Source organism: Ferrimonas balearica (assembly GCF_019802055.1).
GTDB lineage: Bacteria > Pseudomonadota > Gammaproteobacteria > Enterobacterales > Shewanellaceae > Ferrimonas > Ferrimonas balearica_A.
In genome coordinates this window covers 258020-270441 of the sequence record NZ_JAHVHW010000012.1, presented here as the reverse complement: position 1 = coordinate 270441, position 12422 = coordinate 258020, and the positions used below count along the sequence as shown (strand labels likewise).

The 12422-nt window shown below is 59.0% G+C and carries 12 protein-coding genes; 6 read left to right on the top strand and 6 right to left on the bottom strand.

The window, feature by feature from the left end:
• The first annotated feature begins 168 nt into the window (after positions 1-168).
• The gene (rpsT, locus tag KUV52_RS18065; RefSeq protein WP_222527333.1) at positions 169-429 is read left to right on the top strand and encodes a 30S ribosomal protein S20; all 261 of its coding nucleotides are present in this window, start codon (positions 169-171) and stop codon (positions 427-429) included.
• A gap of 122 nt (positions 430-551) precedes the next feature.
• A complete protein-coding gene (locus KUV52_RS18060; protein WP_222527332.1) occupies positions 552-1949 on the top strand; it encodes a M20/M25/M40 family metallo-hydrolase in 1398 nt (465 codons plus the stop codon).
• A gap of 48 nt (positions 1950-1997) precedes the next feature.
• Here KUV52_RS18060 and yaaA read toward each other — a convergent pair whose 3' ends face one another.
• Positions 1998-2774, bottom strand: coding sequence for a peroxide stress protein YaaA (gene yaaA / locus KUV52_RS18055; RefSeq protein ID WP_222527331.1), 777 nt, complete (start codon positions 2772-2774; stop codon positions 1998-2000).
• A 109-nt stretch (positions 2775-2883) separates the two neighbouring features.
• Entirely contained in the window at positions 2884-4341 is a 1458-nt protein-coding gene (locus tag KUV52_RS18050; RefSeq protein WP_222527330.1) for an alanine/glycine:cation symporter family protein, read from the bottom strand.
• A 568-nt stretch (positions 4342-4909) separates the two neighbouring features.
• Between KUV52_RS18050 and tal the strand changes: the two genes are divergently transcribed.
• From tal to KUV52_RS18035, 3 genes are all read left to right on the top strand, one after another.
• Positions 4910-5866 carry a transaldolase gene (gene tal / locus KUV52_RS18045; protein WP_222527329.1) on the top strand — a complete coding sequence of 319 codons (957 nt, stop codon included), beginning with the start codon at positions 4910-4912 and terminating at the stop codon, positions 5864-5866.
• A gap of 54 nt (positions 5867-5920) precedes the next feature.
• On the top strand, positions 5921-7570 hold the full coding sequence (gene pgi, locus KUV52_RS18040) for a glucose-6-phosphate isomerase (protein ID WP_222527328.1): 1650 nt from the start codon (positions 5921-5923) through the stop codon (positions 7568-7570).
• A 106-nt stretch (positions 7571-7676) separates the two neighbouring features.
• On the top strand, positions 7677-7859 hold the full coding sequence (locus KUV52_RS18035; RefSeq protein WP_222527327.1) for a DUF3545 family protein: 183 nt from the start codon (positions 7677-7679) through the stop codon (positions 7857-7859).
• A 55-nt stretch (positions 7860-7914) separates the two neighbouring features.
• Here KUV52_RS18035 and KUV52_RS18030 read toward each other — a convergent pair whose 3' ends face one another.
• Positions 7915-8469, bottom strand: coding sequence for a hemerythrin domain-containing protein (locus tag KUV52_RS18030; RefSeq protein WP_222527326.1), 555 nt, complete (start codon positions 8467-8469; stop codon positions 7915-7917).
• A gap of 89 nt (positions 8470-8558) precedes the next feature.
• Entirely contained in the window at positions 8559-9245 is a 687-nt protein-coding gene (gene ung, locus KUV52_RS18025) for a uracil-DNA glycosylase (protein ID WP_315900193.1), read from the bottom strand.
• A 106-nt stretch (positions 9246-9351) separates the two neighbouring features.
• On the opposite strand from ung, the gene nfo reads away from it, so the two are divergent.
• On the top strand, positions 9352-10197 hold the full coding sequence (gene nfo / locus KUV52_RS18020) for a deoxyribonuclease IV (protein ID WP_222527325.1): 846 nt from the start codon (positions 9352-9354) through the stop codon (positions 10195-10197).
• A gap of 3 nt (positions 10198-10200) precedes the next feature.
• Here the strand turns inward: nfo and thrC are convergent, their stop codons facing one another.
• Both thrC and thrB read right to left on the bottom strand, forming a co-directional pair.
• Positions 10201-11481 carry a threonine synthase gene (gene thrC / locus KUV52_RS18015; protein WP_222527324.1) on the bottom strand — a complete coding sequence of 427 codons (1281 nt, stop codon included), beginning with the start codon at positions 11479-11481 and terminating at the stop codon, positions 10201-10203.
• Positions 11468-12421, bottom strand: a complete 954-nt coding sequence (thrB, locus tag KUV52_RS18010; RefSeq protein ID WP_222527323.1) for a homoserine kinase — start codon at positions 12419-12421, stop codon at positions 11468-11470. Before thrB ends, thrC begins: the two co-directional genes overlap by 14 nt.
• Position 12422 lies beyond the last annotated feature (1 nt).

Here is a 12422-nt window from a genome sequence, read left to right as displayed (position 1 = left end):
GAATTTCGGCCCATCTTAAACTAGATGGGTCGTGGAACGCCAAGTTTGGTCCTGAGTCCACCTTGGGTTGACGCTTTATTGCACATCGTCATTGACAATGATGCGCAATAAAAGTAAATTCGCGACCTTTCTGAGAAACCAGACAGCACCGTTTTTAGGAGTTTGCACTTGGCTAACATCAAGTCTGCTAAGAAGCGCGCCATCCAGGCCGAAAAGCGTCGTCAACACAACGCTAGCCGTCGTTCCATGATGCGCACTTTCACCAAGAAAGTTGTAGCTGCTATCGCCACTGGCGATAAAGCTACCGCTACCGAAGCGTTCAACGCCGCTCAGCCGATCCTGGATCGTATGGCCACCAAAGGCCTGATCCACAAGAACAAGGCAGCTCGCACCAAGAGCCGCCTGGCTGCGCAAATCAAAGCTCTGTAATCAGTCCTTTGATGCGGAAAAAACCGGCTTAGGCCGGTTTTTTTGTGCCCATCTGACAGCGCGAAACCTTTTTGTTACTCTGACGCTTTCACGGTTTCAGCATAACAATAACAAGGATACGGATGTTACGCGCTCTCTCACTACTGGCCGCCACCCTGATGGTAGGCAGCCCACTCGCCCAGCCCTTTTCTCCCGAGACCCTTCAGCACAGTGATGCTCTGCGTCAGCACGCCCAACAAAGCGATGCCGCCTGGCAGGTACTGGAGTCCCTAACCACCGAAGTCGGTCCCCGCCTTGCCGGTACTGAAGCCGATGCCCGTGCGGTCGCCTGGGCCAAAGCCCATTTCGAAGCCATGGGATTCGACGAGGTTCGTCTGGAACCGGTCATCGTGCCCCACTGGGAGCGCGGCTTTGCCGATGCCAAAGTCACCCTGCCTTTCCCCCAGCCTCTGGTTATCACCGCACTGGGTAACTCCGTTGCGACGCCGGAAGGCGGCATTGAAGCGGCCATCGTCCGCTTCGCCACCCTTGGCGACCTGCAGGCAGCGGATCCCGCCGAGGTCAAAGGCAAGCTGGTATTCATCGATCACAAGATGGAGCGCTTCAAGGATGGTCGTGGTTATGGCCCTGTGGTGAAAGCTCGGGGCATTGGCGCGGTAGAGGCCGCCAAGAAGGGCGCGGTAGGCCTACTGCTTCGCAGTGTCAGTACCAGCAGCCATCGGTTCGCCCACACCGGGGTGATGCGCTATGTGGATGACGTCTCCCGCATTCCGGCAGTCGCCATCTCCCCACCGGACGCCGACCAACTCACCCGCATGCTGGCCCGTCAGAGCGACATCCGGGTCAAAATGGAGCTGGAAGCGATGGATAAAGGCGAAAGCACCAGTTACAACGTCATCGGTGAGATCCGCGGCAGCAGCAAACCGGAAGAAATTGTCCTGATTGGCGCCCATCTCGATTCCTGGGATGAGGGTACCGGCGCCCTGGATGATGGCGCTGGGGTGGCCATCGTGACTGCAGCAGCAGAGCACATCATGGCCCTCAAACAGCGCCCGAAGCGCACCATCCGGGTGGTGCTGTACGCCGCCGAGGAGATCGGTCTGATCGGTGCCAAAGCCTACCGGGATCAGCACAAGGATAATCTGGATCATCACTACATTGCTGCGGAAGCGGATTTTGGCGCTGGCCCCATCTATCGCCTGGATAGCCGGGTCAACGAGGCCGCCCGCCCCGCCATTGAGGCGATGGTCGAGCAGTTGGCACCGCTTGGTGTGAGCCTTGGCCACAACGAGAGCTGGGGGGGACCGGACGTTTCCGTGCTGCCGCCGCTGGGCGTGCCGGTGGCGGGCTTGAACATGGATGGCAGCGATTACTTCGATTACCACCACACCCCTGACGACACGCTGGACAAGGTGAAGCCCGAGTCGCTTAAGCAGAGCACCACGGTCTATACCCTGTTTGCCTGGCTGATGGCCAACGCCAGCAGCGAGTTGCGTCCGATTCCCCCTACCGGGGAGTAATAAAAAAGGCCCGCAGATGCGGGCCTTTTTATATTTAGCACACCGACATTAGACCGGTTCGTCGCGCAAAAACACCAGAGTGTCTGCCGTAGAGTCTGCGGCGCTAAAGCGGTAGCCCGCGTAATCGAACGCCTCAAGGTCTTTGGGTTGGGTCGGACGCTTCTCGATCATAAAGCGCGCCATCAGACCACGCGCCTTCTTGGCGTAGAAGCTGATGATCTTGTACTGACCGTTCTTGAGGTCCTTAAACACCGGTGTGATCACCTGAGCATTAAGAGACTTGGCCTTAACCGATTTGAAGTACTCATTGGAGGCCAAGTTCACCAGTACGCTGTCCCCTTGCGCCTCCAGCGCGTCATTCAACGCTTCAGTGATGTGGTTGCCCCAGAAAGCGTACAGGTCCTTACCACGGGCGTTGGCCAACTTGGTACCCATCTCCAGCCGATAGGGTTGGATCAGGTCCAGAGGTCGCAGCAGCCCGTACAGGCCGGACAGAATGCGCAGGTGTCCCTGAGCATACTCCAGCTGTACCTCGTCCAGCGAGGTCGCTTCCAGGCCGGTGTAGACATCGCCATTAAACGCCAGCACCGCCGCTTTGGCGTTATCCGGGGTAAACGGCGGCTGCCAGTCGGCAAAGCGGGCCGCGTTCAGGCCAGCCAATTTATCGGATAGCTTCATCAGGGACGCCAGATCCGCCGGAGTCAGCGTCCGACAGCTCTCCATCAGCAGTTCGGCGTGGTCCAGCATCTGAGGCTGGCTGTGCGCCTCCAGGTGGGGAGGCGTGTCAAAGTCCAGGTTCTTCGCCGGTGAGATTACCGCCAGCATCGTCAACTCCTTGGGCCATAAATTCAGGCATGGCCGCCACTATAACAACGGCCCAGACACAAAAAAACCACGCCTTTCGGCGTGGTTTTCGATTGAGACCATCGAGTCATTAACGGCCGCTGGTCGGCTCGCTCTCGCTCTCACTCTCAGCAGTCCAGGTGTCGCACACCAGACGGTCGCGGATCACCGGGAAGGCGTTGGCATCAAACTCAGGCACCTGGCCCGCTTTGATCTGCTGCTCGTAGTCCTTGATGACCGCAAAGGCCACCTTGGAGAGCATCACGATGGCTGCGATGTTCACCAGCGCCATCAGGCCCATGGATACATCCGCGAAGTTCCACACCATGCTCAGAGAGGCAACAGAACCCACCATTACCATGGCCAGTACCGCCAGGCGGAACACCATCAGGACCTTCTTGCTCTTGCTCAGGAAGATGATGTTGGTTTCTGCGTAGCTGTAGTTGGCGATGATGGAGCTGAAGCAGAACAGGATGATGGCAAAGGCAATAAAGTACGCCGCCCAGTTACCCAGTTCATTGGTCAGAGCCATCTGCAGCAGGCTGATACCCGCCGCGTCACCCGGGTTGTCCAGTACGCCGGACAGCAGGATGATGGCCGCAGAAGCGGTACAGATCACCAGAGTGTCCACGAACACACCGATCATCTGAACGAAGCCCTGAGAAGCCGGGTGGTTCGGGTTCGGGGTCGCAGAGGCGGCGACGTTCGCCGCAGAGCCCATGCCCGCCTCGTTAGAGAACAGACCACGAGCCACACCCGCCATGATGGCACCCATCGCACCGCCAGCTGCTTCCTGCAGACCAAACGCGCTCTTGAAGATCAGCGCCAGTGCAGCGGGTACTTCGGACAGGTTCATCACCAGCACCAGTACCGCGATCGCCAGGTAGGCGATGGCCATAACCGGAACGATCACCTCGGAGGCTTTCGCCACCTTCTGCAGGCCACCCATGATGATGTAGGCGGTCGCAGCAACGATGATCAGGCCCAGTACGGTCTTGTCGATGCCAAAGGCATTGTGAACCGCATCGGTGATGGTGTTGGCCTGTACGGAGTTAAAGGCAAAACCAAAGGCAATGATCAGCAGGATGGAGAACAGAGTACCCATCCAGCGCTTACCGAGGCCCTGCTCCATGTAGAAAGCCGGACCACCGCGGTACAGACCGTCGTCGCCCTTCACTTTATAAACCTGAGCCAGAGTGGACTCGACGAACGCCGTCGCCATACCCAGCAGGGCGATCAGCCACATCCAGAAGATGGAGCCTGCGCCGCCCACGGTGATGGCTACTGCCACACCCGCCATGTTACCGGTACCCACACGAGCAGCCATGGAGGTACAGAACACCTGGAAGGAGGAGATCCCATCGGTTTTTTCACGGCCCTGACGGACCAGTTTGACGCCATGCCCGAACAGGCGCAGCTGAATAAAGCCCAGACGAATGGTAAACAGCAGACCTGCCGCAACCAAGATATAGATCAGCAACTTGCCCCATAGAAGGCCGTTTGCAGCATTGATAGCAGCATTGGTGCCGCTGACGAGAGATTCAAACATATAGTGCGTTCTTCTTGCTATCACGGGTGGGTTCAGACCTAGGCAGGCCCAGCCCGTGGTTGGCTACTTCACTTCCATTACCAGATACACGGCCGTTCCTGGCCTGTTCCCGATGGTTTTAGTGCAATTTAGTTGTTGTTCGCGTGTTTAAAAAACGCGCGGCCCACCGGTATCGACCCGGCACATTAGCATAAGAATTTTCCGACCACGCGTGATCACGATCACATTGCCGCATTAAGATAACACCAAGCCAACAGCAACAACACCGACCATCAACCAGCCGGATACACCACCCCGCTCATTTAGTGCGCAGCATCACACTGGCTTGAGGCGCTTCCCTACGATTTCCGACTAGAGTTGATAGCAAGCCCCTGAATCGGAGTTTGAACCTGGGGAAAGTTTGTCTTTTTGTTACGATTCGCCCGGAGAAACCCCGGATAAATGACACCCAAAAGGGCGGCACACGTAATTTTATTACACTTTCAGTTGGATTCTGCTGGCAGATCGCCTTTAATGGTCGCCTGCATCTTGGACTTCTCGGTTTTGCCCGATCAACGGAATCATCACCATGGCAAATGCACTGTCTCAGCTAAAAGCACTTACCACTATTGTTGCCGACACCGGCGACATCGACGCCATCCGCCGCTACCAGCCGGAGGATGCCACCACCAACCCCTCACTGATCCTGAAAGCTGCGCAGATCCCGGACTATGAGCCGCTGATCGCAGATGCCATTGCTTACGCCAAAGCGCAAGGCGATGATCCGGCTCAGCAGTTGGATGACGCCGCCGACAAACTGGCCGTCAACATCGGCCTGGAGATCCTGAAGATCGTCCCCGGCCGCATCTCCACCGAAGTGGATGCCCGCCTCTCCTTTGATACCCAAGGCTCCGTGGCCAAAGCCCGCAAACTGATGCGCCTGTATCAGGAAGCGGGTGTGGGTCCGGATCGCATCCTGATCAAACTGGCTTCCACCTGGGAAGGTATCCGCGCTGCCGAGCAGTTGGAGCAGGAAGGTATCAACTGTAACCTGACTCTGCTGTTCAGCTTTGCTCAGGCCCGTGCTTGCGCCGAAGCGGACGTTTACCTGATCTCTCCCTTTGTTGGCCGAATTCTGGATTGGTATAAAGCCAAGACCGGTGAAGCTTACGAAGGCAAAGCCGATCCGGGCGTACAGTCCGTGGCTCAGATCTACGACTACTACAAGCGCCACGGCTATAACACTGTGGTGATGGGCGCCAGCTTCCGCAACACCGGTGAAATCCTTGCCCTGGCTGGTTGTGACCGTCTGACCATCAGCCCGGCTCTGCTTGAAGAGCTGGAGAACAGCGACATCACCGTCGAGCGTGAGCTTGCCTTTGAGGGTGAGATTCAATCCCGCCCGGCCCCCCTGAGTGAAGCCCAGTTCCGCTGGGAGATGAATCAGGATGCCATGGCTGTTGAAAAGTTGGCGGAAGGGATCCGCAACTTTGCTATCGACCAGAACAAACTGGAAACGATGCTCAGCGCTCGCCTAGGCGCCTAATCTTAGGGAAACCCGCCCGGGTCATTCGGCCCGGGCCCACTCAGGGAATACGATATGAGTGCACTCACTTCCCTGCCCGTTTGGCAGGCTTTGTCGCAACACCGCGACGCCATCGAACAAACCCACCTGCGCGACCTGTTCGCACAGGAGCCCAACCGCGCAGCGCGCTACCAGCTCAAGGCTGCGGGCCTCTACCTCGACTACGCCAAGAATCGCATCACCGATGAAACCCTGAGCCTGTTGTGCCAACTGGCCCGCGACACCGGTGTGGAAGCGCTTCGCGACGCCATGTTCCGCGGTGAGGTGATCAACAACACCGAAGGCCGCCCGGTTCTACACACCGCCCTGCGTTACAGTGGGCCCGATTCGATTCAGGCACAGGGTGAAGATGCCGCCGCTGAGGTGCGCCAGACCCTGAAACGGATGAAGACCTTCGTCGAGGCGATCCACAACCAGAGCTGGAAAGGCTATACCGGTGAAGCGTTCACCGACGTGGTCAGCATCGGTATCGGTGGTTCCTTCCTGGGCCCCAAGATCATGAGCGAAGCCCTGCGCCCCTACTGGCGTGGCGATCTGCGCTGCCATTTTGTTGCCAACATCGACGGCACCGCACTGACTGAGAAGCTTAAAAGGCTGGATCCCAAGCGCACGCTGATCCTGATGTCCTCCAAGTCGTTCACCACCCAGGAAACGCTCACCAACACGGAGAGCGCCCGTCAGTGGTTCCTGGACAGCGGCGCCCCGGAGTCTGCCATTGGCCAGCACTTTGTCGCCATCAGCGCCAACGTGCCCGCTGCTGAAGCGTTTGGTATCAAGGCAGAGAACGTCTACCCGATGTGGGACTGGGTTGGCGGTCGTTACTCCCTGTGGTCCGCCATTGGTCTCCCCATCGCCCTGCTGGTGGGATTTGAACACTTTGAAGCGCTGCTGAAGGGCGCGGAAGCGATGGACACCCACTTCCGCACTGCGCCGCTGGAGCAGAATATGCCTGCTCTGATGGGCCTGCTTTCGCTCTGGTACACCAACTTCTTTGCCAGTGGCAGCCAGGTGATCCTCACCTATGACCACTACCTCCGCGGTCTGCCCGCCTATGTCCAGCAGTTGGATATGGAGAGCAACGGCAAAGGGGTCACCAAAGAGGGTGAACCGATGGATTACGCCACCGGCCCGGTAATTTGGGGCGGCGAAGGCACCAATGGTCAGCACGCTTACCATCAGCTGCTGCATCAGGGCAGTGGCGTGATCCCCGCCGACTTTATTCTGCCTCTGCAAAGCCACAACCCGCTGGGACGCCACCACGCCATGCTGGCTTCCAACTGTCTGGCCCAGGCGCAGGCACTGATGCAGGGTAAAACTCAGGCTGAAGCGGAAGCGGAACTGGCCGGTAAGGGGCTCTCTGCAGAGGCGGTTACGGCTCTGGCCCGTCACAAGGTGATGCCCGGCAACAAGCCCAGCAACACCCTGCTGATGGACAAGCTCACTCCCGAGACCCTGGGTGCCCTGGTGGCGCTGTACGAGCACCGTACCTTTGTTCAGGGCGCGGTTTGGGGCATCAACTCCTTCGATCAGTGGGGTGTAGAGCTGGGTAAGGTTCTCGGTAATGCCATTCTGGAAGAGTTGGAAACCGATACCCCGAAACTGGACCAGGACAGCTCCACCGCCGCCCTGATCACAATGTTCCGTGAGGGTCGCCTAAAACAGTGAATCCCACTCCCCACTTTGCAACAGGTTTGCAACATCAGAGTTGCACACTCTTTTTTGACTGTGGTATATCCAAGTTGAACAAAAAAGAGGCTCAGGGGGGAGTGACATGGAACGACTGGATTACGGCTCACCGGAAGGAAGTGTGGTAGAGAAGCCGACACGCTCTCGAGGCAGCAAGAAGCGTAAGTGGCGCGAGATTGAAGCCCTGAAAGAGCGTCAGCGCCTGCGCAGGGAGTTGGAAGGCATCGACTTCTGTACTGACCTCGGCAGCGAGCTTCTTGAGTTCTGACCGAATCATAAAAAAAACGCCCCGCACATGCGGGGCGTTTTTTTTAGGGGGGGGCTCATTGGCCGGAATCGGCGTCCACCAGGTAGGAGCGCAGGTCTTCAAACTCCCGATCACCGGTTTCACCAAAAAGGGGATCATCCACCAGTTTGCTTGCAACGAGCCGATGGATCTGCTCCCAGTCCTGTTCACCCAGTGTCCGCTCCAGCAGAGGCAGAACCCGGATCTCTTCCTGTTCAAGGTGATTCCGCTGCATCGTCACAAAGTCATCGATGTCGGCGATTAACCGCTCCCGGGGAACCACGGCATCGTTGAGAATCATATTGAGGGTATCGAACAACTGGTCGGTGGCTTCCCGCAACTTACGGTGTTCGATGGCCAGTTGATGTAACTCACCCTCCTTGGTGTCCCCCACTTTATCCAGATAGTACTGGTAGAGGATATCTTCCATGGGATGGTGGCATTGGTCCGCGTATCGCTGCAGATAGTCCACCACATCCCGCACCACGCTCAGATTCACATCCTGACCCGCTTTAAGCCGCTGCACCTTGCCGGCCAGCACTGAAAGCAGGGTGGAGATGTGGGCATGATCGGTATGGATCCTTGCTAGCATCGCCCCTCCTAAGTTTCTGTCTCTTAAGCTTTGATCTTAGCTATAGACCTCACTGTGTGCGAAAAATCGGCAAGAGTCCTTGCGCTGGATCAACCCGCTTCCGGCAACTTCGGCTGCCAATCAATGGCGGGTTTGCCCTGATTTATCAGGATCGCATTGGTTTGAGAAAAATGGCGACAGCCCAGAAATCCCCGGTGTGCGGAGAGCGGTGAAGGGTGTGGCGCCTTCAGCACAAAGTGCTTACCGGTATCGATGTGACGCCCCTTTTTCTGGGCGTGGCTGCCCCACAACAGGAACACCACCCCCTCCCTTTCCGCATTGATCAGCTCAATGACCCTGTCGGTGAAGGTCTCCCAGCCCAGAGAAGCGTGAGAGTGCGCCTGACCGGCATTCACGGTCAGAACGGTGTTAAGCAGCAGCACGCCCTGATCCGCCCAATCCGCCAGGTAACCGTGATTGGGGATCTCAAAGCCCGGAATGTCGCTGGCCAGCTCTTTGTAGATGTTGACCAGAGAGGGCGGAATGCGGATACCGGGCTGCACGGAGAAACAGAGGCCATGTGCCTGATCCGGCCCGTGGTAGGGATCCTGCCCCAGGATCACCACCTTGACCTGGTCAAAGTCGGTGCGGCGGAATGCTTCGAACACCTGGTCCGCCGGGGGGTAGATCACCTGCCCCTCGTCCCGCCACTGGGTCAACTGCCCCATCATCTGCTGAAAGTAGGGTTCGGATTTGACCGGTCCAAGAAATTGATGCCACTGGTTTTGGATCTGCACGGAAGGCTCCCCTGAATGCGTGAAGCGCTCAGGATAACAAGCTCCCGGAGGGGTTGCACCGCCCCTGCGCCAACCGTAGCATCCCCCCATCAACCAAGGAGAGTCCATGAGAACCGTCGGAGCTCACGTCAGCGCCAGTGGGGGCGTCGAAAACGCCCCGGTCAATGCCGCCGCCATCGGCGCCCGGGCGTTTGCCCTGTTTACCAAGAATCAGCGCCGTTGGCAGGCCAAGCCCCTGAGCGCCAGCAACATTGAGCGCTTCCGTGCCGCCTGCGAGCAACATGGATATGGCCCGGACCAGATCCTGCCTCACGACAGCTACCTGATTAACCTCGGGCATCCGGATCCGGACGCCCTCGCCCGCTCCCGAGACGCCTTTATCGATGAGATGCAGCGCTGCGAACAACTGGGGCTCAACCGCCTGAACTTCCACCCTGGAAGCCATCTTCGTCAGGTCAGTGAATCCCATTGCCTGCGCACCATCGCCGAATCGGTCAACGTCGCGCTGGACAGCACAGAGGGGGTGATGGCAGTGATCGAAAACACCGCCGGACAGGGCAGTAACCTGGGTCACCGCTTTGAGCACCTGGCAGCCATCATCGATCAGGTTGAGGACAAGAGCCGGGTGGGGATCTGCCTCGACACCTGCCACACCTTTGCCGCTGGCTATGACCTTCGAACCCGGGAGGATTGCGAAGCCACCTTTGCCGAGTTTGATCGGATCGTGGGATTGAAGTACCTGCAGGGGATGCATCTGAACGGTTCCAAGTCCCCCCTGGGCAGCCGGGTGGATCGCCACCACAGCCTGGATCAGGGAGAACTTGGCACCGCCGTGTTCGAATTTTTGATGAACCACCCGGCTACCGTCGGGATCCCCATGGTGCTGGAGACCATTGATTCCAGCCGTTGGGCGGAGGAGATCCGTTGGCTCTGCAGCCTGGAGCGGAGCTGATCCTCAGAGGCGGTCGCGCAGGTAGGCTTTCAGAGCGTCCGCCTCACCCACCAGCGACTCACTGAGAATCGCTTTGTTCTGCACCGCCGCCAGTGCCTCGGGAAGCGGCAGTTCGATATCCAGTACCTGCTCTACCGCCCCCTGGAATTTGGCGGGGTGTGCGGTGCCAAGAAACACCCCCACCTCGCCTTGCTGCAGTTGGCGTACCAGGGCCTCACTGGCCACGGCGGCATGAGGCTCGCTCAGATACCCTTCGCCGTACATCGCCTTCAGACGGGCTTCGGTCTGCGGTTCAGAGACCCGCTCCGCCGCCAGCTCGGACAACGGCCAGTGCTGGCGCTCAAACAGTGCCTCGACCCGCGGCCAATTGTTGGGGCTGGTCACGTCCATGGCGTTGGACAGCGTCGCATGCACCGGGCCGGGCAACCACTGGCCACTCTGCAGGTAGCGCGGCACCGTGTCGTTGCTGTTGGTGGCGGCCACAAAGCGCTTGATAGGCGCGCCCATCGCTTTGGCCAGCAGTCCGGCGGTCAAATTGCCGAAGTTACCTGAGGGCACGGCAAACACCGCCTGTTCCCGCTCCTCTTCGGGCAACTGCGCCAAGGCTTCAAAGTAATACACCACCTGAGCCAGCAGGCGGGCGATATTGATGGAGTTGGCGGAGGTGAGACCATATTCCGCTTTCAACTCAGCGTCGGAGAACGCGGCTTTCACCATCGCCTGACAGTCATCAAAGCTGCCCTTCACCGCCACGGTGTGGATGTTCTCCCCCAGGGTGCAGAACAGCTTCTCCTGCAATTCGCTGATCCCCCCATCGGGATAGAGCACCACCACCTGGATATTGGGCAGGCCAAAGAAAGCATCCGCCACGGCGGCGCCGGTGTCGCCGGAGGTGGCAGTCAGGATGGTCATCGGAGTATCCCGGGCCACCAGACTCAGGGTCCGTGCCAGAAAACGCGCCCCGAAATCCTTAAACGCCAGGGTGGGGCCGTGAAACAGCTCCAGGCAATACTGCTGTTCGTTGGCGGGCACCAGAGGCAGGGGGAACTGAAACGCATCGCGCACCAACGCACTGACGGTCTCCTGCCCCAGCTCATCAGCCAGAAATGCCCCTAATACCTGCTCCGCACGGGTCAGAAAGTCGCTTTGCCAGAACGCCTCATCCAGTGGCAGAGTCGGAATGCTCGCCGGAAAGAAGAGCCCCTGCTCCTGCCCCAGCCCACGCTTGACCGCCTCGGCAAAATTCACCCGCTCACCCGGCTGTTTGAGGTTATAAAGCTCCATTGATGACATCCTCGTTCCAAACTTCGATTCCACGGGGGGCCAGGTTGCACACCCGCACCAATCCCCGCTCATTCATGACATAGTGACGGCGCAGGTACTCTGCGGCCGCATCGGCCTGCTCCCGTCCCCGGGCAACGGCAAACAGAGTGGGGCCGGAGCCGGAGATCCCAACAGCGGCGCAGCCCAGCGCCTCCAGGTGGCCACGGGCAGCCTGGTAACCCGGAATGTGGGCGGCGCGGTGCGGCTCTGCCAGCACATCCTTGAGCATATTCAGCGCCGTCTCTTCATCCTGACGGTGGCAGGCATCCACAAAGGCCGCCAGTTGCTGGCCAAAGCGGATGGCGGTAGCCATGCTGACCTGCTCCGGCAGGAGGGCCCGCATCTTGGCGGTGGAGAGGGTGATGCCCGGATACGCCACCACCCAGTACCAGTGCTCAAACGCCGGCAGTGATTGCGCCCGCTCCGGCAGCATCAGTTGCAGACCACCCAGAAAGCTGGGGGCGACGTTGTCGTAATGCACGCTGCCGGAGATCTCCCCCTCCAACTCGCCCATAAGGTGCAGCAGAGCCTGGTCATCCAGGGGAGAGCCAAAGTAAGCGTTCAGCGCCCCCAGTGCCGCCACCACGGAACTGGCGCTGCTGCCCAGGCCACTGCCGATGGGGAGATTTTTCTCCAGGGTCAGCTTGAGGCCTGAGTGCTCGCAGCCCAGACGCTCAATAAACACCTGCGCACAACGCAATACGATGTTGCTGGCGGGATCCGGCGGCAACACATCCACATAGGGGCCACAGCAGCTCAGTTCCAGCCCGTTATCGCCTTCAGCGACGCTGACCCGATCCCCCAGCAGGCTGGCGTCAACCGGCGCCAACGCGGCGCCCAGCAGGTCAAAACCCACCGAAACATTGCCCATGGAGGCGGGCGCATACACGGTCACGGCCATC

Excerpts from the sequence above, each read along its gene's own strand:
- KUV52_RS18060 (WP_222527332.1), top strand. The coding sequence starts at position 552 with ATGTTACGCGCTCTCTCACTACTGGCCGCCACCCTGATGGTAGGCAGC.
- yaaA (WP_222527331.1), bottom strand. The coding sequence starts at position 2,774 with ATGCTGGCGGTAATCTCACCGGCGAAGAACCTGGACTTTGACACGCCT.
- KUV52_RS18050 (WP_222527330.1), bottom strand. The coding sequence starts at position 4,341 with ATGTTTGAATCTCTCGTCAGCGGCACCAATGCTGCTATCAATGCTGCA.
- tal (WP_222527329.1), top strand. The coding sequence starts at position 4,910 with ATGGCAAATGCACTGTCTCAGCTAAAAGCACTTACCACTATTGTTGCC.
- pgi (WP_222527328.1), top strand. The coding sequence starts at position 5,921 with ATGAGTGCACTCACTTCCCTGCCCGTTTGGCAGGCTTTGTCGCAACAC.
- KUV52_RS18035 (WP_222527327.1), top strand. The coding sequence starts at position 7,677 with ATGGAACGACTGGATTACGGCTCACCGGAAGGAAGTGTGGTAGAGAAG.
- KUV52_RS18030 (WP_222527326.1), bottom strand. The coding sequence starts at position 8,469 with ATGCTAGCAAGGATCCATACCGATCATGCCCACATCTCCACCCTGCTT.
- nfo (WP_222527325.1), top strand. The coding sequence starts at position 9,352 with ATGAGAACCGTCGGAGCTCACGTCAGCGCCAGTGGGGGCGTCGAAAAC.
- thrC (WP_222527324.1), bottom strand. The coding sequence starts at position 11,481 with ATGGAGCTTTATAACCTCAAACAGCCGGGTGAGCGGGTGAATTTTGCC.
- thrB (WP_222527323.1), bottom strand. The coding sequence starts at position 12,421 with ATGGCCGTGACCGTGTATGCGCCCGCCTCCATGGGCAATGTTTCGGTG.